General features: G+C 67.7%; 21 protein-coding genes and 1 pseudogene. 9 read left to right on the top strand and 13 right to left on the bottom strand.

The genetic code is table 11. The annotated features are described in order from the left end of the window. Window positions 1–10: 10 nt before the first annotated feature. From G6N57_RS13355 to mca, 3 genes are read right to left on the bottom strand one after another with little or no spacing between them, the layout of a single operon-like run. Window positions 11–2041, bottom strand: a complete 2031-nt coding sequence (locus G6N57_RS13355) for a thioredoxin domain-containing protein (protein ID WP_097926299.1) — start codon at window positions 2039–2041, stop codon at window positions 11–13. Then, entirely contained in the window at window positions 2001–2300 is a 300-nt protein-coding gene (locus tag G6N57_RS13350; protein ID WP_077742920.1) for a hypothetical protein, read from the bottom strand. The genes G6N57_RS13355 and G6N57_RS13350 overlap by 41 nt, the downstream gene beginning before the upstream one ends. Further along, window positions 2297–3163: a mycothiol conjugate amidase Mca gene (gene mca / locus G6N57_RS13345; protein ID WP_077742919.1), complete on the bottom strand. Its 867-nt coding sequence runs from the start codon at window positions 3161–3163 to the stop codon at window positions 2297–2299. The genes G6N57_RS13350 and mca overlap by 4 nt, the downstream gene beginning before the upstream one ends. Window positions 3164–3274: 111 nt before the next feature. Here mca and G6N57_RS13340 point away from each other — a divergent pair, with 111 nt between their 5' ends. The 3 genes from G6N57_RS13340 to G6N57_RS13330 all read left to right on the top strand — a co-directional run bounded on the left by G6N57_RS13340 (window position 3275) and on the right by G6N57_RS13330 (window position 5137). Continuing rightward, on the top strand, window positions 3275–3697 hold the full coding sequence (locus G6N57_RS13340) for a DUF4307 domain-containing protein (RefSeq protein ID WP_077742918.1): 423 nt from the start codon (window positions 3275–3277) through the stop codon (window positions 3695–3697). A gap of 237 nt (window positions 3698–3934) precedes the next feature. After that, on the top strand, window positions 3935–4429 hold the full coding sequence (greA, locus tag G6N57_RS13335; protein WP_019346394.1) for a transcription elongation factor GreA: 495 nt from the start codon (window positions 3935–3937) through the stop codon (window positions 4427–4429). Between the two features lie 36 nt (window positions 4430–4465). Then, on the top strand, window positions 4466–5137 hold the full coding sequence (locus G6N57_RS13330) for a GOLPH3/VPS74 family protein (RefSeq protein WP_077742917.1): 672 nt from the start codon (window positions 4466–4468) through the stop codon (window positions 5135–5137). Between the two features lie 12 nt (window positions 5138–5149). Here the strand turns inward: G6N57_RS13330 and G6N57_RS13325 are convergent, their stop codons facing one another. From G6N57_RS13325 to G6N57_RS13305, 5 genes and pseudogenes are all read right to left on the bottom strand, one after another. Beyond that, window positions 5150–6307: a cystathionine gamma-synthase gene (locus tag G6N57_RS13325; protein ID WP_036447995.1), complete on the bottom strand. Its 1158-nt coding sequence runs from the start codon at window positions 6305–6307 to the stop codon at window positions 5150–5152. Window positions 6308–6400: 93 nt separating this feature from the next. Continuing rightward, window positions 6401–6997, bottom strand: coding sequence for a TM2 domain-containing protein (locus G6N57_RS13320; protein ID WP_407665971.1), 597 nt, complete (start codon window positions 6995–6997; stop codon window positions 6401–6403). Between the two features lie 1086 nt (window positions 6998–8083). Then, a pseudogene (locus G6N57_RS32345) lies at window positions 8084–8242 on the bottom strand (hypothetical protein); the annotation flags it as partial. Between the two features lie 266 nt (window positions 8243–8508). After that, window positions 8509–9903 (bottom strand): cystathionine beta-synthase, encoded by a 1395-nt coding sequence (locus tag G6N57_RS13310; RefSeq protein WP_077742914.1) that lies wholly within the window; start codon window positions 9901–9903, stop codon window positions 8509–8511. A gap of 29 nt (window positions 9904–9932) precedes the next feature. After that, window positions 9933–10970, bottom strand: a complete 1038-nt coding sequence (locus G6N57_RS13305; RefSeq protein WP_077743251.1) for an alpha/beta hydrolase — start codon at window positions 10968–10970, stop codon at window positions 9933–9935. Between the two features lie 192 nt (window positions 10971–11162). On the opposite strand from G6N57_RS13305, the gene G6N57_RS13300 reads away from it, so the two are divergent. Further along, on the top strand, window positions 11163–12137 hold the full coding sequence (locus G6N57_RS13300) for an SGNH/GDSL hydrolase family protein (RefSeq protein ID WP_407665970.1): 975 nt from the start codon (window positions 11163–11165) through the stop codon (window positions 12135–12137). A gap of 43 nt (window positions 12138–12180) precedes the next feature. Continuing rightward, window positions 12181–13398, top strand: a complete 1218-nt coding sequence (locus G6N57_RS13295; protein WP_077742913.1) for an acetyl-CoA C-acetyltransferase — start codon at window positions 12181–12183, stop codon at window positions 13396–13398. Between the two features lie 72 nt (window positions 13399–13470). On the opposite strand, the gene G6N57_RS13290 is transcribed toward G6N57_RS13295, so the two are convergent. After that, window positions 13471–14223 carry a DUF559 domain-containing protein gene (locus tag G6N57_RS13290; RefSeq protein WP_234815883.1) on the bottom strand — a complete coding sequence of 251 codons (753 nt, stop codon included), beginning with the start codon at window positions 14221–14223 and terminating at the stop codon, window positions 13471–13473. A gap of 154 nt (window positions 14224–14377) precedes the next feature. Beyond that, window positions 14378–15226 (bottom strand): Bax inhibitor-1/YccA family protein, encoded by an 849-nt coding sequence (locus G6N57_RS13285; RefSeq protein WP_077742912.1) that lies wholly within the window; start codon window positions 15224–15226, stop codon window positions 14378–14380. A gap of 174 nt (window positions 15227–15400) precedes the next feature. Here G6N57_RS13285 and G6N57_RS13280 point away from each other — a divergent pair, with 174 nt between their 5' ends. Genes G6N57_RS13280 through G6N57_RS13270 form a run of 3 tightly spaced genes read left to right on the top strand, consistent with a single transcriptional unit; the run spans window position 15401 to window position 18934 of the window. Further along, window positions 15401–16450: an enoyl-CoA hydratase/isomerase family protein gene (locus G6N57_RS13280; protein ID WP_077742911.1), complete on the top strand. Its 1050-nt coding sequence runs from the start codon at window positions 15401–15403 to the stop codon at window positions 16448–16450. Further along, on the top strand, window positions 16447–17223 hold the full coding sequence (locus tag G6N57_RS13275; protein ID WP_077742910.1) for an enoyl-CoA hydratase: 777 nt from the start codon (window positions 16447–16449) through the stop codon (window positions 17221–17223). Before G6N57_RS13280 ends, G6N57_RS13275 begins: the two co-directional genes overlap by 4 nt. A gap of 10 nt (window positions 17224–17233) precedes the next feature. Beyond that, on the top strand, window positions 17234–18934 hold the full coding sequence (locus tag G6N57_RS13270) for an alpha/beta hydrolase (RefSeq protein WP_077742909.1): 1701 nt from the start codon (window positions 17234–17236) through the stop codon (window positions 18932–18934). 12 nt (window positions 18935–18946) lie between these two features. Here the strand turns inward: G6N57_RS13270 and G6N57_RS13265 are convergent, their stop codons facing one another. Together G6N57_RS13265 and G6N57_RS13260 are read right to left on the bottom strand one after the other, a co-directional pair. Continuing rightward, on the bottom strand, window positions 18947–19315 hold the full coding sequence (locus tag G6N57_RS13265; RefSeq protein ID WP_065509986.1) for a rhodanese-like domain-containing protein: 369 nt from the start codon (window positions 19313–19315) through the stop codon (window positions 18947–18949). A gap of 2 nt (window positions 19316–19317) precedes the next feature. Beyond that, complete coding sequence (locus tag G6N57_RS13260; RefSeq protein WP_097926490.1) at window positions 19318–19842, bottom strand: cysteine dioxygenase; 525 nt, start codon at window positions 19840–19842, stop codon at window positions 19318–19320. A gap of 116 nt (window positions 19843–19958) precedes the next feature. Between G6N57_RS13260 and lpqV the strand changes: the two genes are divergently transcribed. Beyond that, window positions 19959–20408, top strand: a complete 450-nt coding sequence (lpqV, locus tag G6N57_RS13255) for a lipoprotein LpqV (RefSeq protein WP_077742907.1) — start codon at window positions 19959–19961, stop codon at window positions 20406–20408. Here lpqV and G6N57_RS13250 read toward each other — a convergent pair. After that, a complete protein-coding gene (locus G6N57_RS13250; protein ID WP_077742906.1) occupies window positions 20405–22114 on the bottom strand; it encodes a SulP family inorganic anion transporter in 1710 nt (569 codons plus the stop codon). The genes lpqV and G6N57_RS13250 overlap by 4 nt on opposite strands. Window positions 22115–22124: the final 10 nt, after the last annotated feature.

The raw sequence follows: 22124 nt of genomic DNA, 5'->3' as shown, positions 1-22124 counted from the left end.
GGCCGCGAGGCTACACGGCGTCACTTGCGCCGTCTGCCGGATCACCACCCAGCGAGACAGCGAGGTCCCCGACGGTGGTGACGGGCAGGTCGCACACCGTGCCGCGGCACACGTAGGCGGCGTCGGCGCCGTCTACCCGGTCACGCCCCCGAAGCAGCTCCGACGAGTCGACGTGACCCCCGACGACCAGCGCCCCACCGGGCGCCAACCGGCGCGCGGCGGCCAGCAGCGGCGACGCCGGATCGCCCGCCACCGCGATCTGGACCGGTCCGCGCACCTGCGCCTCGGCGACCGCCAGCCAGTGCCCGCCGGACCGGGCCGCACGCGCCAGGATCGGCGTGGCCGACGACAGCGTCGCCTGTGCCGCATCCACATGACGCGCGGACCCGGTCAGGTAACCGGCCGCCTGCAGCGCCTCGGCGATCAGCGAAGCACCCGCCGGCGTCGCACCATCGATCGGGTCGGCCGGGCGCACCATCAGCCGCTCGGCGTCGTCGGCCGTGTCGAACCAGCGACCGGGCTGATCCGGATCGGCGAAATGGTCGAGAGCGATGTCCAACAAGCCGACCGCCTCCGACAGCCCGAAACCGGTGAGCTGGTAGAGCGTCAGCAACGCGGTGGCCAGTGCCGCGTGGTCCTCCAGGATGGCCGCACTCTCCCCCACCCGGCCGCCGAGACTGGCCCGGCGCAGCCGGCCGTCCACCATGTGCAGATCGAGCAGCCTGCGCGCGCAATCGAGTGCGGCGGAAAGTAATTCGGGTTGCTCCAAGGCCACCGAGGCCTCGGCCATTGCGGTGATGGCCAGACCGTTCCATGCGGTCACCACCTTGTCGTCGCGCGCCGGCTGAGGCCGTCGCGCACGGGCCGCCGATAGCCGCGCACGCACCGATTCGAAGCGAGCCGCGTCGTCGGGATCGCGGTGCAGTTGCAGGACCGAGGCGCCTTGTTCGAATGTCCCGCTCGCTGTCACCCCGAAAAGTGAAGCGGCCCAAGCCCCGTCGTCCTCACCGAGGACCGAGCGCAGTTCGGCCGGCGTCCACACGTAGGTCAGGCCCTCGCGACCACCGGCGTCGGCATCCAGCGACGAGGTGAACATCCCGCCGGCACCCAGATCGGACACAATGAACGCCGCCGTCTCGCCGGCCACCCTGCGCGCCAACGGATCCCCGGTACGGCGGGCCAGGTGCGCGTACGCCCGCAGCAGCAGCGCGTTGTCGTAGAGCATCTTCTCGAAATGCGGCACCACCCAGTGCGGGTCGACGCTGTAGCGGGCGAATCCACCGGCCAGCTGGTCGTAGATACCGCCGCGGGCCATCGCGGTGCAGGTGCGCCGCACCGCCGTCAGCGCCGGCCCGGATCCGGTGCGTTCGTGGTGGCGCAACAGCCCTTCCAACAACGCCGAGGGCGGGAACTTCGGCGCGCCGCCGAAGCCTCCGTACGTCTCGTCCTCGTCGTGCAGCACCGCGGCCACGGCGTGATCGCACAGTTCCGGGCCCACCGGCGCCCCGCCGCCGGGCAGTCCGGCCGACATCGACCGCAGTTCGGTGGCGATCTGATCCGAGGCCCGCTCGACCTCGTCGCGCCGGTCCCGCCAGGTTTCGGCGACCGCGTCCAGCAGTTGCAGGAACCCGAGCTTCGGGTAGTAGGTGCCGCAGAAGAACGGCCGGCCGTCGGGGGTCAGGAAGCAGGTCATGGGCCAGCCGCCCTGCCCGGTCAACGCGACGGTGGCGTTCATGTACACCGCGTCGAGGTCGGGACGCTCCTCGCGGTCGACCTTGATGCAGACGAAGCCGTCGTTGAGCACCGCGGCAACATCCGTGTCCTCGAAGGACTCGTGCGCCATCACATGGCACCAGTGGCAGGCCGCGTAGCCGATGGACAGCAGGATGGGGACGTCGCGCGAGGCGGCTTCCGCGAGCGCCTCGGGCGTCCATTCTCGCCAGTGCACCGGATTGTCGGCGTGCTGGCGAAGGTACGGGCTGGTGGACCCGCCGAGCGTGTTAGCCGCCACCCTGCTCACGTGACTGACCCTGGTGGTCATCGGGAGTGGTGTTGACCGCGTCGTCGTCACCGTCGGCGGTGCCCTCGTCGGCCGCCTGGTCGGGCTCGGGGTGCTCGCGGTCGAAGGACTCGGGCAGCTTGCGCAGGTGCCGGTTCATCGACCAGACCAACGCGAAGGTTCCGATCAGCAGCGCCACCGTGACGAGCAGGCCGAGCGGGGTCGCCTTACCGAACTCGGGTCCGGTGTTGCGCGGCTCGTCGGCGAGCAGTGTGACCACTGCAGTCAATGTGTCGATCATTTCTCAATCCCGGTGAACAGGTCGTCTTCCGGCAGATTCACCGGCACGCGCGACCGCGCCAACTCGAACTCCTCAGTCGGCCACAACCGCTGCTGCCACTCGATCGGCGCATGGAAGAAATCGCCTTTCGGATCGATCTGGGTCGCGTGCGCGCGCAGCGCGTCGTCGCGCTGACTGAAGTACTTCGAGCATTCAACACGGGTGGTGACCCGCTTGGCGAATATGTCGTGGTCCGGGTCCCAGTGCTCCAGCCATTTGCCGAAGGGCCCCTGCTGGCCGTTCTTGGCGAACTCGTCCTGCAGCAGCTGCATGCGCTGACGCAGGAACCCGTGGTTGTAGTACAGCTTCGAAACGCTCCACGGCGTCCCGGCCTCCGGGTACAGCCGGTAGTCGGCGGCGGCCTCGTACGCCGCCATCGACACCTCGTGGCACCGGATGTGATCGGGGTGCGGGTAGCCGCCGTTCTCGTCGTAAGTCGTCAGCACATGCGGCTGGAACTCCCGAATGACCCGCACCAGGCGGCTGACCGGCTCGGCGAGCGGCACGCACGCGAAACAGCCGTCGGGCAGCGGGGGCAGCGGATCGCCCTCGGGCAGCCCCGAGTCGACGAATCCCAGCCAGTGGTGCTCGACGCCGAGGATCTCGGCCGCCTTGGCCATCTCGTCGCGGCGCACCTCACTGATCCGGCCGTGGACCTCGGGGAGATCCATCGCCGGATTGAGAATGTCGCCGCGCTCGCCCCCGGTGAGCGTCACGACCATGACGCGTACACCTTCAGCCGCATAGCGCGCGGTGGTAGCCGCACCCTTGCTGGACTCGTCGTCCGGGTGGGCATGCACCGCCATCAACCGCAGTTCACTCATTTCGCTTTCATCTAACTACGGCGTCCTCTTACCTAATCCCTATACCCAACCCAACAGCCCGGTCCCTGGGCTGCGGTCACATATCTGCCTGGCCCTATAGTTCCAGTTCTGATGATCGAACGCCCCGTCGCCCGCTACGGATCCCGCCACATGTCCCGCCGGACCCGGCGCTGGATCACGTTCGCGCTGGTCGGCCTGGTGGTGGCGGCTGGGGTGGCCCTCGCGGTGGTGGCCTTCCAGCGGTTGGGCACCGGAGAGGTGAAAGGCGAGCTCTCGGCCTACGAGCTGGTCGACAACCAGACCGTGTCGGTGACCGTCGGGGTGACCCGTCCCGACCCGTCGAAGCCGGTGGTGTGCATTGTCCGGGCCCGCTCGATCGACGGCAGCGAGACCGGCCGACGGGAAATCCTGGTCGCCCCGTCCGACCAAACGGTGGTGCAGGTGACCGCCGAGGTGAAATCCAGCCGACCCCCCGTGATCGGCGATGTCTACGGTTGCGGGACCGACGTCCCGTCCTACCTGGTAGCGCCCTGATTCTGACGCTCGCAACCCACGTCGGACAGCGATTAAATGAAGATTCGTTGGCCGCTCGGTGGTACGATTGTGCGATACACGGTTCCTCGCTGGGGCCGTGTATTGCTGCATTAGCACTCAGTTAGGCGCTGACGCTCGCGGCAATACACGTGCCGTCCCCGGCCGGAAGCACAACGGACTTCGTACGCGAGGAAGGCGCAACGAGCGCCACAAGCAATAAGACAGGAGCGCGAGAACATGACCGACACACAGGTCACCTGGCTCACTCAGGAAGCATTCGACCGGTTGAAGGCGGAGCTGGATCAGCTGATCGCCAACCGGCCGGTGATCGCCGCCGAGATCAACGACCGTCGCGAAGAGGGCGACCTGCGCGAGAACGGCGGCTATCACGCCGCCCGCGAGGAGCAGGGCCAGCAGGAAGCCCGCATCCGCCAGCTGCAGGAGCTGCTCAACAACGCCAAGGTCGGCGAGGCGCCCAAGCAGTCCGGTGTCGCGCTGCCGGGCTCGGTCGTCAAGGTGTACTACGACGACGACAAGAAGGACACCGAGACGTTCCTGATCGCCACCCGCCAGGAGGGCATCAGCGACGGCAAACTCGAGGTGTACTCCCCCAATTCGCCGCTGGGCAGTGCCCTGATCGACGCCAAGGTCGGCGAGTCGCGCACCTACACCGTGCCCAACGGCAACACCGTCAAGGTCACCCTGGTCAGCGCCGAGCCCTACCACGCCTGACGCGGCTGCCCGGTTCGAAGCACTACAGTCGGGGAAATGGCGCAAATCGCCGAAGACCTGTTCTTGCTTTTGCTGGACAACGCAGCCGCGCAGCCCGGGCTCGACCGTCATCGCAGGGAGAAAGTACTCAGCGCCGCGGTACTGCTGGATCTGGCATACGCCTGCCGGATCCGTCCCGCGATGGCGGGCGAACCGATCGAGGCGGGCCGGCTGATCGCTCTGGCCGGCAATTGGCCCGCCGATCCGGTCGGTGACCCGGCGTTCGAACTACTGCAGCGGCGCCCGCTTCCGGCCCACACCGCGGTGGCCAAGCTGAGCAAGCATGTGCAGCCCGCCCTGGAGGCCCACCTCGAACGCCTCGGACAGATCCGCAGGGTCCGGATGCCCGGCAAGGGCTTTCCGGGCAAGACGGTCTACTGCTGGCCACTGACCAACCGGGATCGGGTCAGTCAGGCGCGCGCGGCCCTGCTGGCCGCCTTGTTCGACGGCCACAATCCCGTGCCCGCCATCGCCGCGATCATCTGCCTGCTGCATGCGGTCGACGGCCTCGGTGCGGTGCTGAGTCTCAACGACCGGGGCTGGCGCTGGGTCCACGCCCGGTCCACCGAAATCGCCACGGGCATCTGGGTGGACGAGTCCGCGTCGGCACTGCCGGAGATGAATCTGGCAGTGACGACGTCGGCGCTCCGCCCGGCCCTGATGGGCTAGCCCTCCCCCGCGTTACTTGCCGAGGGCCTGTTCCAGATCGGCCAGCAGATCGGCGGGATGCTCGATACCGACCGACAGGCGCACCAGATTGTCGGGCACCTCGAGCTGCGAACCCGCGGTCGACGCATGCGTCATGGCCCCCGGGTACTCGATCAACGACTCGACCCCGCCGAGCGACTCGGCGAGAATGAAAAGCTCTGTACGCGAGCACAATTCACGTGCCGCGCGGGGGCCGCCACGCAGCTGCAGGCTCACCATGCCGCCGAATCCGGACATCTGGCGCGCGGCCACATCGTGGTTCGGGTGACTGACCAGACCGGGGTACAGCACCGTCTCGACCGCGGGGTGACCGTCGAGGAATTCCGCTATGAGTGCGGCGTTTTCGCTGTGCTGCCGCATCCGCAGCACCAGGGTCTTGAGCCCGCGCATCGTCAGATACGCGTCGAACGGTCCCGGCACCGCACCGGCGCCGTTCTGCAGGAATGCGAACGCCGCGTCCAGCTCCTCGTCGTTGGTGAGCAGCGCACCGCCCACCACGTCCGAGTGCCCGCCGATGTACTTGGTGGTCGAGTGCAGCACGATGTCCGCACCCAGCAGCAGTGGCTGCTGGAGCGCCGGGGACGCAAATGTGTTGTCCACCAACACCTTGACGCCCGAGGACGACGCGATCTGCACGATCGCGGCGATGTCCGCCACGTTCAGCAGCGGGTTGGTCGGAGTCTCCACCCAGATCATCCGGGTGCGCGGGGTCAGCGCCGACCGCACGGCGTCCAGGTCGCTCAGCGGGACCGGGGTGTGGGTGATGTTCCACTGCGAGAACACCTTGTCGATCAGCCGGAAGGTGCCGCCGTAGGCGTCATCGGGGATCACCACGTGATCGCCGGGCCGCAACACAGCGCGCAGGGCACAGTCGGTCGCGGCCATGCCCGAGGCGAAGGCCCGCCCGTAGGAGGCCTCCTCGACAGCGGCCAGCGCCGCTTCCAGGGCCTGCCGGGTGGGGTTGCCGGTGCGGGCGTACTCGAATCCACCGCGCAGCCCGCCGACGCCGTCCTGGGCGAAGGTCGAGCTGGCGTAGATCGGGGTGTTGACGGCTCCGGTACCCGGGTCGGGTCGGTAACCGGCGTGGATGGCTTTTGTGGCCAGACCGTGCCACCTGCGCTGTTCACTCATAACGCGTCGAGCCTATCGGGACGGGCGCCGAAGCGCCCGGCCCACCACCTCTATTCGCGCTCTGTTCGCGCGACCAGCCGGTACCGTCCCGGTTCAGTTACGCAGTTTTCGTCCGTCCTGGTCAGGCAGGGAACGCGTGAACATCCGCACCGAATCCACCAGAGCCCAGATTCCGACGCCGAGACAGATGAAGACTCCGACGATCAGCCATGACGTGAGGATGCCGAGGATGGTCAGTCCCAGCTGGATCGCGCCGATGTTGGTGTATCCGATGTAGAAGCGTCCGACGCCGAAAGCACCCAGGAAGAACTGCAGGAGGCCTGCGGTCATGGCCTGTTTGTCGGAGAGCGGCTCACCGGTGTACGGGTCACGACCGAATGGTGCCAACGGGTCCGCCGGATAGGCACCGTAGGGCTGCCCCGGGTACCCGGGCGGCGGAGCCTGGGGCGGGTAGCCGGGCTGCGGGCCATGCGGCGGGTAGCCAGGCGGCGGACCCTGCGGCGGATACCCGCCGTACGCCGGAACTCCCTGCGGGGGCAGTCCCTGCGGGGGCACACCTTGCGGAGGCATGCCTTGCGGGGGCAGTCCCTGCGGAGGCATGCCCTGCGGGGGCACTCCCTGCGGAGGTACGCCCTGCGAGGGTCCGCCCTGCGGAGGCATCGCGTACATGTCTCCGGGCTGATTTGGCATTGACATTGCGGCCCTGACTTTCTCGAATGCACCGAGCCGACGGCGTCGGCAGGCTGGATCACATGATGGCACGGACCACAACGCCCGCGGCGCAGACATTTCTGTCGTACGCCGCGGGCGTTGAGCTCGGTTCTACTACTGGGACAGCGGTGCCACCTGGCCGCCGCTGAGCCTGCGCCAGGCGTACACCTGGATGAGCAGGATCAGCGGGATACCCACGATCAGACCGAGCCCGCACGGGATCGATCCGATGATGGCGATGGCCAGCATCGCGAGCACGGTGAGCAGCACCGTGCCGAAGTTGGGCTTCACGAGGGCGAAGCTCGTCTTGACCGCGTCGACGCCGCTGAGATTGCGATCCACGGCGGCAACAGTCGTGAACAGGAACAGCACGCCGAGAAGCACCTCCGCGATCCACGCCAACGGGAGGCTCACGAAAGTGAGCGCCGGCAGCAGCATCGCGGGCAGGAACAGCACCAAGGTGACCGCGAAGACGATCAGGCCGACGATCACGGTCGCCAGGATCACGTTGCCGACGTTGCGCGGTTTGAAGAACGAGCCGATGGTCACCGGCTGTCCGTTGGCGATGTCGAGCAGACCCGCGGTGTAGGCCGCCGCAATCCATCCGCTCATGATCAACAGCACGATCGCGCCGACGAACATCACGGCACCGCCGGCGAACCCGAGATCGCTCGAGGCCGAGAAGCTGAAGCCGTCGTCATAGGACTCGTAGCTGCTGGTGGACTCGGGCGCCACCGCGGCCGCGATGAGCGTGAAGATGAAGTAGACGACACCGGTGGCCAGCCCGTACACAAGTCCCGGCACGATCAGCTCGACCGGATGCTTGAGGAACTTGTTCCAGGCCCAGGAGAAGGCGTCACCGACGCTGTACGGCGCGGCGCCGCCGGCGGGCGGGTAGCCGGGAGCCGGGTATCCGGGCGGCGGGTAACCACCAGGAGGCGGATAGCCACCGGGCGGCGGGTAACCGCCGGCGTCACCCGGAGGCGGAGGCGGGTATCCGCCACCCTGCGGCGGGGGCGGAGGCGGGAAACCGCCGTGCTGCTGTGGTGGGTAGCCACCCTGCTGTGGCGGCGGCGGGTAGCTGCCGGGCGGAGGCGGCGGGTAGCCGCCGCCACCGGGGGGCGGCGGTGGCGGGTAACCACCCTGCTGCGGCGGAGGCGGAGGCGGATATCCACCCTCTGGCGGCGGCGGGTAATTCCCGGGCGGGGGCGGTTGATCGGTCACGTCGAAAGCTCTCCTCATCTCGGATAGCGCTCCGCGAACGGGCGCTACTTTCTGCCAGCACCTAGATGTACAGACTGCTCCACAGGCAGATTACGCACCGTCAACCCGGTTTGACAGGCCAACACGAGCGCATTCGCTGCGCACAGAAGGACGTTCGTCGCCGTGGGCGGTGATGGTGACTGTGTTTGCCAGCCCTAGGCCAGCTCACCCTAGCTGAGAAGTTGCTGGAGGCAAGGTATTCCGCGCAGTGCGATGCCCCGACGTGTCTAGTGCCGGACGCCGCCCTCGGACAGGAAGCCGAGCAGGTCGTGACGGGTGAGAACGCCGACGGGCTTGCCGTCCTCGACAACCATCACCGCGTCGGACTCCCGCAGCGTCTTGGCCGCCGTGGAGACCAGTTCCCCAGCACCGATCAGCGGCAACGGCGGGCTCATGTGGTCGGCGACCGCATCGGCCAGCTTTGCCCGGCCCTCGAAGACCGCGGACAGCAGTTCGCGCTCGGACACGCTGCCCGCGACCTCGCCCGCCATCACCGGAGGCTCGGCCCCGACCACCGGCATCTGGGACACGCCGTATTCGCGGAGGATGCCGATCGCGTCGCGCACCGTCTCCGACGGGTGGGTGTGCACCAGGTCGGGCAGCGCGCCGGACTTGCCGCGCATCACGTCGCCGACGGTCGACTGCTCGATCGACCCGTCGAGCCGGTTGCGCAGGAATCCGTAGGACGACATCCATGCGTCGTTGAAAATCTTTGAGAGATAACCGCGCCCGCCGTCGGGCAACAACACCACGACGACCGAATCCGGGCCGGCCTTCTGGGCGACCTCGAGCGCGGCCACCACCGCCATGCCGCAGGATCCACCGACCAGCAGCGCCTCCTCGCGCGCCAGCCGCCGGGTCATGTCGAACGAATCGGCGTCGGAGACGGCGATGATCTCGTCGGGAACCGACGGGTCGTAGGCCGACGGCCAGAAGTCCTCGCCGACGCCTTCCACCAGGTAGGGGCGGCCGGTCCCGCCGGAGTACACCGAGCCTTCCGGGTCGGCGCCGATGATCTTCACCTTCCCGTCCGACACCTCTTTGAGGTAACGGCCGGTGCCGGTGATGGTGCCGCCGGTGCCCACGCCGGCAACGAAGTGCGTCACCGTCCCCTCGGTGTCCGCCCAGATCTCGGGGCCCGTGGTCTCGTAGTGGCTCTCCGGCCCCATCGGGTTGGAGTACTGATCCGGCTTCCAGGCGCCGTCGATCTCCTCGACGAGGCGGTTGGAGACGCTGTAGTAGCTGTCCGGGTGGTCCGGCGGCACTGCCGTCGGGCACACCACGACCTCGGCACCGTAGGCACGCAACACATTCTGCTTGTCCTCGCTGACCTTGTCGGGGCAGACGAAGATGCACTTGTAACCGCGCGTCTGAGCGACCAGAGCCAGGCCGACGCCGGTGTTGCCGGACGTCGGTTCGACGATGGTGCCGCCGGGCTTGAGTTCACCGCTGGCCTCGGCGGCGTCGATCATCTTGGCCGCGATGCGGTCCTTGGCGCTGCCGCCGGGGTTCAGGTACTCGATCTTGGCCAGGACCCTGCCGGACCCTTCGGGGACAACTGAGTTCAGCTGTACCAGCGGGGTATTGCCGATGAGCTCACTGATGTGCCTGGCGATGCGCATACGTCAATGGTCTCAGGCCCGCCGAAAGCTCACCAGGTGGCCTCGCGAATGTACTCACCGATCTGCCGCAACGAGCGCTTCGCTTCGGACACCATCGGTGACGCGAGCTGGAATACGTGCATCTGACCGGGCCAGATCCGGAGCTCGACGGGAACCCCGGCGGCCGCCAGCATGTGCGCGGCTTTACGCGCATCGCTGAGCAGAACCTCCGAGCCCGACGCGTGGATCAGCGTGCGCGGCAGACCGGACTCGATGTGGTCGAGGGGCTCGTAGACGTCTTCGCCCTTGCGGGCGGCCGCACGCTCGATGAGCTCGACGAGGGCATCGAACGCCTTGGGCGGGAACATCGCGTCGGTGTGCATGTTCGGGTGGTTGGCCCGGGACTCGTTGTCGATCTCGAACAGCGGCGACATCGTCACCAACGCGGCGGGCATCTCGCCCTCGTCGACCAGGCGCTCGGCCAGTGCCAGCGACAGGTAGCCGCCCGCCGAGTCGCCGGCCAGGACGATCTGGTCCGGCTGGTAGCCGGTCAGCCGTAGCCAGCGGTAGGCGTCGTAACAGTCGTCGATCGCGGTGCCCACCGAGTGCTTGGGCACCATCCGGTAATCGACCACGAGCACCGGGCTGTCGGCGTATTCGGACAGCGCCGTGACGATCCCGGAGTGTGTGTTGGCCCCGCAGGCCAGGAACGCACCGCCGTGCAGGTACAGGATGACGCTGCGTTTCCCGTCGGCGGGAAGGACGCCGTCGGCCCGCACGAGCTGTGCGTTGCAGTGGGGCAGCGCGATGGTGGCCTTGATGGTCCCGGGTGCCGGGCGGATCAGCCGAGCGGCGAAATTGACCAGCCCGAACGGCCACGGCAGATGCGGTACATGGCTACCAATTGCCAAGGTCGGCTTGATTGTCAGCATCGCCGCCAGCGAAACCAATCGGCCCGCCAGACTCGGCCCGTCCTCGACCACCTCGACGGGTGCGCCGTCACTGACCGGAAACCGACGCCCGCGGTAGGCCCTAGCTGGGATTACGCCAGCATGATGCGACCTGGATACCTTGCTCGGTGCAGTCATCGTCACCACTTCCTACGTCTTTGTAGTGCTAGGTGAGCTTCGTCACTCAGACAACCCGGGTAACTTAGCTTGACATCCGTAAACAGTTCAACAGTCAAATAAACTGAATTGATACCGGACTTGATACAGCACCGTGATCGCCACGCTGCGCCGCCACGCTGACAACCCGTCTGATCCACTTAGACTGATCTCGTGGGTTCCAGCCGAAGTGCTCCTCACGTGCGCGTCCCGCGCCGGTCGACCATCGCCCTCGCCGCTGCGGCGACGCTGGCGTCTACGGGATCGGTCTACCTCGGAGCGCGCAACCTGCTGAGCGGGCAGGCGAACAAGGCCAGGCAGGTCATTCCCAAGTCCTGGGACATCCCGCCCCGTGCTGACGGGGTGTATCTCCCCGGCGGCGGGCCCGTCGAGAAGTGGGAACGCGGCGTCCCGTTCGACATCCACCTGATGATCTTCGGCGACTCCACGGCCACCGGATACGGCTGCCGTGTGCCCGACGAGGTACCGGGAGTCCTGATCGCCAGGGGCGTGGCCGAGCAGTTCGACAAGCGAGTCCGCTTGAGCACCAAGGCGATTGTGGGTGCCACCTCCAAGGGCCTGTCCGGTCAGATCGATGCCATGTTCGTGGCGGGCCCACCGCCGGATGCGGCCGTGATCATGATCGGCGCCAACGACATCACCAAGCCCAACGGCATCGGCCCGTCGGCCCGCCGCGTCGGCGACGCGGTGCGTCGGCTGCGCTCGGCGGGCGCCGTCGTCGTGGTCGGCACCTGCCCCGACTTCGGCGTGATCACCGCCATCCCCCAGCCGTTGCGCACCGTCGCACGCAACCTCGGCCTGCGCCTGGCCCGCGCCCAGGCCGGTGCCGTTCGCGCGGCCGGAGGCATACCCGTGCCGTTCTCGGATCTGCTGGCCCGGGACTTTCACAAGGCCCCTGACCTGCTGTTCTCCGAGGACATGTTCCATCCGTCGGCGGCCGGCTACGCGCTGGCGGCCAAGCAGTTGCTGCCCGCGCTGTGCACCGCGCTCGGCGAATGGGACGGGGACGCGGCGCTGGAATCCGGGGCCGCCGACACCAGCACACTGCTGACCCGTCTGGGCGGTGTCAGCAGGCTGTGGCGCCGCTCCACCGGGGTGCCCGCACCCATCGTGGTGCACGCGGGCTAGTTTCAACCTGAGTTTTCAAGCCATTCGATCAGCAGGAGCCGTCATGCCTGAAGCCGTCATCGTTGCCACCGCCCGCTCGCCGATCGGCCGGGCCGTCAAGGGCTCACTGGCCACCATGCGTCCCGACGACCTGGCCGCGCAGATGGTGCGCGCCGTGTTGGACAAGGTGCCGTCGCTGGATCCCAAGGACATCGACGACCTGATGATGGGCTGCGCCCAGCCCGCCGGTGAGGCCGGCTACAACATCGCCCGTGCCGTGGCCGTCGAACTCGGCTACGACTTCCTGCCCGGCACCACCGTGAACCGGTACTGCTCGTCGTCGCTGCAGACCACTCGGATGGCCTTCCACGCCATCAAGGCCGGCGAGGGTGACGTGTTCATCTCCGCGGGCGTCGAGACTGTGTCGCGCTTCGGCGTCGGCGCCGCCGACGGTGCACCGAACTCGAAGAACGCGCTGTTCGAAGAGGCGCAGGCCCGCACGATCACGCAGGCCGAGGGCGACATCAAGTGGCACGACCCGCGCGAGGACGGCCTCATCCCGGACGTCTACATCGCCATGGGTCAGACCGCCGAGAACGTCGCCACCTACACCGGTATCAGCCGGGAGGACCAGGATCACTGGGGCGTGCGGTCGCAGAACCGTGCGGAGGAGGCCATCAAGAACGGCTTCTTCGAGCGCGAGATCGTTCCCGTGACGCTGCCCGACGGCACCGTGGTCTCCACCGATGACGGCCCGCGCGCCGGCACCACCTACGAGAAGATCAGCCAGCTCAAGCCGGTGTTCCGGCCCAACGGCACCATCACCGCGGGTAACGCGTGTCCGCTGAACGACGGCGCCGCCGCCGTCGTCATCATGAGCGACACCAAGGCCAAGGAACTGGGGCTGACCCCGCTGGCCCGCATCGTGTCCACCGGGGTGTCCGGCCTGTCGCCGGAGATCATGGGCCTGGGCCCGATCGAGGCCATCAAGAAGGCGCTCGCCAAGGCAGGCAAGAAGATCTCCGATATCGATCTGGTCGAGATCAACGAGGCATTCGCGGTGCAGGTGCTCGGCTCGGCTCGGGAACTCGGCATCGACGAGGACAAGCTGAACGTGTCCGGCGGCGCGATCGCCCTGGGCCACCCGTTCGGCATGACCGGTGCCCGCATCACCGCCACGCTGCTGAACAACCTCTCCACCTACGACAAGACCTTCGGCATCGAGTCGATGTGTGTCGGTGGCGGCCAGGGTATGGCGATGGTTGTGGAGCGCCTGAGCTAATTGGCTTTTGCCGAGTCTGCGTACAGATCGCGATTCACGCGTTTTCGCGATCTGTACGCAGACTCGTTGCCCTCAGCACAGCGTCGATTGTCTGCTGGCAATTGCTGCGCGAACTCTTCGCAGGACCTCCGCCGGCCGGTCCTCGGCCACCACCCTGACGATGATCCAGCCCATCCGCTCCAGCTCGGCTGTTCGGCGGATGTCCTTGACGTATTGCGCACGGTCACTGCGATGTTGGTCGCCGTCGTACTCCACCGCGACCATCCATTGGGGCCAACCCAGGTCTAGGTAGGCGAACGGACAACCCTTCGCCCCCACCACCGGGATCTGCGTCTGCGGACGCGGTAGCCCGTCGTTGATCAGGAGCAGGCGCAGCCAGGTTTCCTTCGGGGATTGCGACCCGGCATCGACCATCGGCAGCACTCGCTCCAGTTGGCGCAGTCCGCGGGCTCCGCGGTGCTGCGCGGCCACTTCTTCGACATCGCGAGCCTTCAAATCCGTTGCCCTGGCGAGGGAGTCGAGCCGCGCCACCGCACGACCGATGCCAGGGGTGCGGCCGATGTCGAACGCAGTCCGCGCCGGCGTTGTCACCGGCAACTCGCAGGCCTGTCCGGTCTCGTTCGGCGGCAAGTTCATTGCGGACGTCCGCACACCACGGGGGCTCCTGGCGTTGGTCCAGATCAACTGGATCGGAGCACACTCGTCCACCCATTTGGCTCCGTGCAGCGCCGCCGCGGTGATACCCGCCAGCACCCCCTGGCGGTGCGACCACAGCCACGCTGCCCTGGCCCGGTCAACCAGGCCCGGGCTGAAATCCAGGGCCACATAGACGTCGGGCAGGACGGCGCGGAAGTTGGCGCGATTTCGCGTCCCTCAGCGCAGGCTCGCGGCCCTCAGCGCAGACTCGCCGCCCGCCCAACGCGAAACCCAAAAGAAAAAGGCGCCCGCAATCGCGGACGCCTTTCTCGGGGCAGGGTTGCTAATCGTTGTTGAAGTACGACAGCAACCGGAGGATCTCGATGTACAGCCAGACCAGGGTCACGGTCAGGCCAAGGGCGATGCCCCACGCCGCCTTCTCCGGAGCACCGGCGCGGATCATCTGGTCGGCCGCGTCGAAGTCGATCAGGAAGCTGAACGCCGCCAGGGCGATGACGAACAGCGAGAACGCGATGGACAGGCCGCCGCCGGAACGCAGGCCCAGGCCCTCACCGCCGCCGACACCGAACATCGCGAGCACGAAGTTCACCAGAACCAACGCGAGTACGCCGAACATCGCGGCGACGATCATCCGGGTGAACTTGGGCGTCACACGGATGGCGCCGGTCTTGTAGACCACGAGCATGCCGATGAACACACCGATCGAGGCCACCACGGCCTGGAAGATCATGGTGGGCCCACCGCTGGACACCAGGTTGGCGAACAGGAACGACGCTGCGCCGAGGAACAGGCCTTCGAGCGCCGCGTAGGTCAGCACGATGGCCGGGTTGTCCTGCTTGCGGCCAAAGGTCGCGATCAGCACCATCACCAGGCCGCCGAGGCCGCCGATGAGGGTGAACGGCATCATCAGGGCCGTGTTTCCGGCCACGAGGAAGTAGGACACGACAGCGACGGCCGAGACGACGGCCAGCGTGATGCCGGTCTTGGTGACGACGTCATCGATGGTCAGCGGCCGGGAGACGCCGGTCTGCGGCTGCTCCAGGTACTCCTGCGCGTAGGGCTGCGCATGCACCTGCTGTGCACCGAAGCCTGCGGCTCCGGTACCGAATTGTGCGTATCCGCCCTGCGTCTTCGGCAGGCTGCGGAATACCGGGTTGCTGGTTTCGCGCACCGTCGGGTTCCTCTCCTATGAGATGTTCGGTAACGAACTACTAGCTCAACGATCAATGTTCCGGGCGGGTTCCCGTGGAGGCGAAATGACTCCCAGGAAACTGCCAGGTTTGATCTTGAGGCAAACCCTACCCGTAGCGCACGCTCCCTGGGTGCCCGAACTAGATTGCAACTCGTGACAGAAAACGAGGACGTCCTAGTAAGTGTCCGCAACGGCGTCGGAATCCTCACGCTGAACCGGCCCAAGGCGATCAACTCGCTCAACGATGCGATGGTCGCGGGCATCTCCGAGGCCCTGCACGCCTGGGAGAACGACGAGTCCGTTCACACCGTGCTGCTGACCGGTTCTGGCGAACGCGGCCTGTGCGCGGGCGGTGACGTCGTCGCGCTGTATCACAGCGCTCGCGAGGGCGGCGCCGACGCGCGCCGGTTCTGGTACGACGAATACCTGCTCAACGCCTACATCGGCAGCTACCCCAAGCCCTACGTGGCGCTGATGGACGGCATCGTGATGGGCGGTGGCGTGGGCGTGGCGTCGCACGGCAGCGTCCGGATCGCCACCGACACCACCAAGATGGCGATGCCCGAGGTCGGCATCGGCTTCATCCCCGATGTCGGCGGCACCTACCTGTTGTCGCGGGCGCCCGGCCGACTGGGATTGCACGCCGCGCTCACCGGTGCGCCGTTCTCCGGGGCCGACGCGATCGCCATGGGTTTCGCTGATCACTATGTGCCCCACGACAAGTTGGCCGCGTTCACCGAGTCCGTCATCGCCGACGGGGTCGAGAACGCCCTGGCCACCCACGCCATCGATCCGCCCGCCAGCCCACTGCTCGAACAGCGCGACTGGATCGACGAGTGCTACGCGGGCGACACCGTCGACGACATCCTCGCCGCGCTCGGCGGCCACGATGCCTCCGCCGCGCAAGATGCCGCGAAGCTCATCGCCACCCGCTCCCCCATCGCCCTGTCCGTCACGCTGGAAGCGGTGCGCCGGGCGGCCAAGCTGGACACACTGGAAGACGTGCTGCAGCAGGAGTACCGGACCTCGTGCGCATCGGTGAAATCCCACGATTTCGTCGAGGGCATCCGGGCCCAGCTCGTCGACAAGGACCGCAACCCGCAGTGGTCCCCCGCCTCGCTCTCCGCGGTCACCCCGGCCGACATCGAGGCGTACTTCGTTCCGGCAGAACCCGATCTGACCTTCCAGGAGGAGACCAAATGAGTGAGTTCGAGACGATCCTGGTGACCCGCACCGACCGGGTCGCCACCATCAAACTGAACCGGCCCAAGGCGCTGAACGCGCTCAACAGCCAGGTCATGACCGAAGTGACCACGGCCGCAGCCGAACTCGACAACGATCCCGGCATCGGCGCGATCATCGTCACCGGAAACGAGAAGGCCTTCGCCGCGGGCGCGGACATCAAGGAGATGGCCGATCTGTCCTTCGCCGACGTGTACTCGGCCGATTTCTTCGAGCTGTGGTCGAAGTTCGCGGCCACCCGCACCCCGACCATCGCCGCGGTCGCCGGTTACGCACTCGGCGGCGGCTGCGAGCTGGCGATGATGTGCGACATCCTGATCGCCGCGGATTCGGCGAAGTTCGGTCAGCCCGAGATCAAGCTGGGCGTGCTGCCGGGCATGGGTGGCAGCCAGCGGCTGACGCGGGCGATCGGCAAGGCCAAGGCGATGGATCTGATCCTGACCGGCCGCACCATCGACGCCGTCGAGGCCGAGCGGGCCGGCCTGGTTTCCCGCCTGGTGCCTGCGGACTCGCTGATCGACGAGGCCCTGGCGGTGGCCGAGACCATCGCCGGGATGTCGCTGTCGGCCTCCCGGATGGCCAAGGAAGCGGTCAACCGCGCCTTCGAGTCGAGCCTGGCCGAGGGACTGCTCTACGAGCGCCGGCTGTTCCACTCGGCATTCGCCACCGCCGACCAGAAGGAAGGCATGGCGGCGTTCACCGAGAAGCGCGCCGCAAACTTCACCCATCGCTAAGGTCTGACGGGTGACCGACACCGCCGAACCCGAGGCCGACGCACCCGAAGTCCAGTCAGGTGACGTGGACAAACCTGTCTGGTGGGCGCGTCATTACACGTTCTTCGGCACCGCGGTGGGTCTGGTGTTCGTCTGGTTCTCGCTGACGCCGTCGCTGCTGCCCCGCGGCCCGCTGTTCCAGGGCCTGGTCAGCGGCGCGGCGGGCGCGACCGGCTACGGGCTCGGCGTGTTCGGGGTGTGGCTGGTCCGCTACATGCGTTCGGCGGAAACCAGCCCGCGGGCGCCGAAGTGGGCGTGGTTGTCCCTGCTGGCCGTCGGCATCGTCGGCCAGGTCCTGATGATCGTCTACTTCCATGTGTGGCAGGACGAGATCCGTGACTTCATGGGTGTGCCCCGGCTGAAGTTCTGGGACCACCCGTTGACGGCGGTGCTGTCGCTGGTGGTGTTGTTCGCGTTCGTCGAGCTGGGCCAGCTGATCCGCAAGCTGGTGCGGTTCCTGGATCTCAAGTTCGATCGCTTTCTGCCGCCACGGGTTTCGGCCGTTGTGGTGGTGGCATTGCTGCTGGCGTTGAGCATCGCGTTGCTCAACGGGGTGGTGGTCCGGGTGGCGATGGACACCATCAACCGGACGTTCGCGGCGGTCAACGACGAGAGCGATCCCGACTTTCCCGCGCCGATGACGCCCCTGCGCTCGGGTGGCCCGCAGTCGCTGGCGGACTGGGAATCGCTGGGCCATCAGGGCCGGGTGTTCGTGTCGGCCGGCCCTACCGTGCAACAACTTTCGCGGTTCAGCGGCAAGCCCGCGGTCGAACCGATCCGCGCCTACGCCGGCCTGCACTCCGCCGACGGCATCAAGGCGACGGCGGCGTTGGCGGCCAGGGAATTACAGCGCACCGGCGGGCTGAACCGCGCTGTGGTCGCGGTGGCCACCACGACGGGCACGGGCTGGATCAACGAGGCCGAGGCCTCGGCCCTGGAATACATGTACAACGGCAACACCGCGATCGTGTCGATGCAGTACTCGTTCCTGCCGAGCTGGTTGTCGTTCCTGGTCGACCAGGAGAACGCGCGGCAGGCCGGGCAGGCGTTGTTCGAGGCGGTCGACGCGTTGGTGCGGGCGATGCCTGAGCCCCAGCGGCCCAAGCTGGTGGTGTTCGGGGAAAGCCTTGGCTCGTTCGGCGGCGAGGCGCCGTTCCTGTCGCTGAACAATCTCGTCGCCCGCACCGACGGCGCGCTGTTCTCGGGCCCGACGTTCAAGAACACCATCTGGACGACGCTCACCCGTGACCGCGACGCCGGTTCACCGGAGTGGCTACCGATCTACGACAACGGCGAGAACGTCAGGTTCGTCGCGAAGGCCGAGAATCTGGACCGGCCAGAAGCGCAATGGGGCCACCCCCGCGCGGTGTACCTGCAGCACGCGTCGGACCCGATCTCGTGGTGGACTCCCGACCTGCTGTTCGCCAAGCCGGACTGGCTGCGTGAGCCCCGTGGGTACGACGTGTCCCGCCGCATGGAGTGGATCCCGATCGTGACGTTCCTGCAGGTGTCCGCGGACATGGCCGTTGCCGTCGACGTGCCCGACGGACATGGGCACGTTTACGTCCAGAATGTGGCCGATGCCTGGGCGGCGATCCTGCAGCCGCCGGGTTGGACGCCGGAGATGACCGCGAAACTCCGTCCGCTGCTGAACAACAACGAAAACGCCTGAGTGGCGTCCTGATCAGACCTGACCGGCGGCCACCAGTGCGTGGTAGCCGCCGACGACATCGGTCGACCGGTGCAGCCCAAGGTCGATCAGCGAGGCGGCGGCCAGGCTCGAGGTGTAGCCCTCCGAGCACAGGATCACCCAGTAGACGTCGTCGTCGACGGCCTGCGGAATCCGTGCGTCGCTGGTCGGATCGCAGCGCCACTCCAGCACGTTGCGCTCGATGACCAGCGCGCCGGGCACCGAGCCTTCGGCGGCGCGTTGAGCGGCGGGCCGGATGTCGACCAGCACGGCGCCGGAATCCAGCGCCTCGGGCAGGTCTGCGGCGGGCAGCCGGTGCAGCCGGGCGCGGGCCTGCTCCAGCACGGTGTCGATGCGGCTCATCGCTATCCCTCCGGTGCGTCGGTGAGCTCGGTGCGGTTGCGCCGCAACGTGTTCTGCGGTGTCACCTCGTAGTAGGACATCGCGGTCAGCGGCGGCGAGTAGGCGTGCACGCTGAGCGTGGGCCCGGTCACCGTCACCGGTCCGGAGGCATGGACGACATCGTGAACCCAACCCAGCGGGAAGGCCGCCTGATCGCCCTCCGTGAGCCGTCGCTGCCTCAGCAGCTCGCCGTCCCAACGGGTTTCGCGCAGTGAGCCGGACACCACGGTCAGCGCGCCGAGCGAGCCGCCGTGGTCGTGCAGTTCGGTCGACTTGTCGGGCACCCAGCTGATCAGCCAGACCTCGACTTCGTCGTCACCGGACAGCCGGGTGTACCACCGGTCATCCTTCGGCAGCCCCCTCAGCAGCCGGTCGTAGCGGCCGGACAACACGTCGTCAGCGGCGCGGTCGGTGGCGTGCAGCAGATCGGGCAGTCGCAGCCGGGTGGGCGCCGAGACGGCAGGGACGGGTGCGAGCGTGGACAGCATCAGTGAAGCTCCAGGAACGACGGGAACAGGGCAGACGGGCGCGCTAGCGAGCCCGACAACACTCCTGGAATCCGGTCCGTTCCGTCACGGCCGCCAGTGTTGCATAGATTGGCGGGATGCGCCGTTACACGTGGACCACACGCTTGACCGCCACAGCCGCCGGGCTGGGCCTGCTGATCGGATGCTCGACGGATGCCGGCAAGGACCAGTCCGGGGCATCCACGGCACCTGCTCCGCAGGCGACGACGACCGCCGAGGCGGCCACCCCGACGGCCAAGCCCGGTGAGGTGGCGACCTCGCCCGGCGGGGTCACGACGGCCGTCGGCGCCGACGCGCAGTCCACCGAGGAGGAGTATTTCCAGGCCTGTCACGCCGCGAAGATCTGGATGCAGGCCAAGGGTGGTGACCTCAAGGCCCAGATCGAGCCGTACCTGGCGAGCGTGCAGGCTCCCGACGCGGCACCCGGGCCGGGCACGTACAACGTGGCATGGGCCCAGCTGGAGCCGGGGCGTCAGGCTGCCGTCATCGTGGCGGCGCGGGCTGCGGCCGACGAGCTCTGCAGCTAGTTCGAATCACGCTGCGGCGAATCCCCCGGTTCGCCGCCCTGAGCGGCCACCCAGGCGCGGCCCCGTTCGACCGCCACGTCGAGCGCGCCGAAGATCCGGTCGGATGCCGGGACCACGCCGTCGGCGCCCAGCAGGTCATCGAGCCCACCGCGCAGCAGCACCTCCGCGGTCCCGGGGTTGACCCCGGCGATGATCAGCCTGCCGTTGTTGGCGGTCAGTTGGCCGGCCCAGCGGCGCAGCGCCTTGATGGTCACCGAGGACGGCACGTCGGGCAGCGCCCGCAGGCTCAGCACCACCACGGCATTGGTGGTGCCTTCGGCCCGCGGCCAGGTCTCGTCGATCCGGGCCACCTCGGCGAACAGCCCCACGCCGGCGTAGTGCAGCACGGTGACGTCGTTGCTGGCGCACCGCTCGGGCACGGGCGCCTCCTGCCAGCCGCCATCGGACGTCGGGGTCAGCGCCATCAGTTGCGCGGCCTCGGCAGCCTTGGCGCAGTAGAGCACGAGTGAGGTGATCACGCCGATGACGATCGCGGTGTGCAGGGGCAGTTGGGTGGTGGCGGCAAAGGTGACCAGCATCGCGACGGCCGACAACGGCGCGACCCGCAGCACCAGCTTGATGTCGGGCAGCCGGCCGACGACGAGTTCGGCCCCGATCACCAGGATCAGCCCGCCGATCACGGGCATCGGGATGATCTCCGCGGCCGAGCCCGCGACCAGCACCAGCACGGCCAGCCAGAGCCCGGCGAAGATTCCGGCCCACCGAGTCTGGGCACCGGCCGAGGTGGCCACCCCCGTGCGCGAGAGCGAGCCGCCCGCCGGCAGCGCACCGAACAGGCCACCTGCCACGTTTGCCGCACCCTGGGCCAGGAAATCACCATTCATGTTGGTGCGGCTGCCGTCCGGATTCGGTACGGCGGCAGAGATTCCCGCGGCCTGAGCCAGCGCGACGAGTGCCACCGCGACGCCGCCGACGATCAGCTCGGGCATCGCGGCAAAGTTCGGAACCGTCACCGGTGGAAGCGCATTCGCGATCGACGCGATGTCGCCCACAGTTTCGACGTCGATGTGCGCCACCGCCACCACCGCGGTCACCACCACGAGGGCGAGCAACGTCGCGAATGATTCGAGTGGCTTGATGAAGTGGAACACCGCCCACACCGCGACCGTGCCCAGCGCTACCGCGACGGCGGCCGGGTGCCATAGCCCGATATGGGCGAGGGAGTCGATGAATTTGCCAATCGTGTTGCCGCTCTGCGGTTTGTAACCCGTCGCGTCGCCGAGGACGCCGGCCACGATCTGCAGGGCGATGCCGGTGGAGAAGCCGGTCATCACGGCGTTGGAGACGAAGTTCATGATCGAGCCGAACCGCAGCAGACCGAACAGCAGCATCACCACACCGACCACAAGGGCCAGCGCGGCGACATTTGCCGGGTCCGCCGGATCGAGACCGGCTTCCTTGAGCACACTGCGTGATGTCAGCGCGATTGCGCTGGTCAGGGTGGTCACCATCAACACCGTGCGGGCGAACAGCGACCCAATGATGCCCGGCATGACGCCGGCGTAGATGCCGGTGACCGGGTTGAACCCGCCGATACTGGCGTAGGCCATGCCCTCGGGTATGGAGAACAGGCCCGTGACCAGTCCGGCTATGACATCACGGGGCTTGGGACGACCGAGCTTTCGAACGAACGTTGGCGTACCCACATGTCAACCC

This window comes from Mycolicibacterium boenickei (genome assembly GCF_010731295.1).
GTDB lineage: Bacteria > Actinomycetota > Actinomycetes > Mycobacteriales > Mycobacteriaceae > Mycobacterium > Mycobacterium boenickei.
The sequence above is the reverse complement of the archived record's forward strand: the minus strand, read 5'-3'. Positions and strand labels throughout refer to the sequence as shown.

Coding starts and splice junctions, on each gene's coding strand:
- G6N57_RS13355 (WP_097926299.1), bottom strand. CDS start 2,041: ATGACCACCAGGGTCAGTCACGTGAGCAGGGTGGCGGCTAACACGCTC.
- G6N57_RS13350 (WP_077742920.1), bottom strand. CDS start 2,300: ATGATCGACACATTGACTGCAGTGGTCACACTGCTCGCCGACGAGCCG.
- mca (WP_077742919.1), bottom strand. CDS start 3,163: ATGAGTGAACTGCGGTTGATGGCGGTGCATGCCCACCCGGACGACGAG.
- G6N57_RS13340 (WP_077742918.1), top strand. CDS start 3,275: ATGATCGAACGCCCCGTCGCCCGCTACGGATCCCGCCACATGTCCCGC.
- greA (WP_019346394.1), top strand. CDS start 3,935: ATGACCGACACACAGGTCACCTGGCTCACTCAGGAAGCATTCGACCGG.
- G6N57_RS13330 (WP_077742917.1), top strand. CDS start 4,466: ATGGCGCAAATCGCCGAAGACCTGTTCTTGCTTTTGCTGGACAACGCA.
- G6N57_RS13325 (WP_036447995.1), bottom strand. CDS start 6,307: ATGAGTGAACAGCGCAGGTGGCACGGTCTGGCCACAAAAGCCATCCAC.
- G6N57_RS13320 (WP_407665971.1), bottom strand. CDS start 6,997: ATGCCAAATCAGCCCGGAGACATGTACGCGATGCCTCCGCAGGGCGGA.
- G6N57_RS13310 (WP_077742914.1), bottom strand. CDS start 9,903: ATGCGCATCGCCAGGCACATCAGTGAGCTCATCGGCAATACCCCGCTG.
- G6N57_RS13305 (WP_077743251.1), bottom strand. CDS start 10,970: ATGACTGCACCGAGCAAGGTATCCAGGTCGCATCATGCTGGCGTAATC.
- G6N57_RS13295 (WP_077742913.1), top strand. CDS start 12,181: ATGCCTGAAGCCGTCATCGTTGCCACCGCCCGCTCGCCGATCGGCCGG.
- G6N57_RS13275 (WP_077742910.1), top strand. CDS start 16,447: ATGAGTGAGTTCGAGACGATCCTGGTGACCCGCACCGACCGGGTCGCC.
- G6N57_RS13265 (WP_065509986.1), bottom strand. CDS start 19,315: ATGAGCCGCATCGACACCGTGCTGGAGCAGGCCCGCGCCCGGCTGCAC.
- G6N57_RS13260 (WP_097926490.1), bottom strand. CDS start 19,842: ATGCTGTCCACGCTCGCACCCGTCCCTGCCGTCTCGGCGCCCACCCGG.
- lpqV (WP_077742907.1), top strand. CDS start 19,959: ATGCGCCGTTACACGTGGACCACACGCTTGACCGCCACAGCCGCCGGG.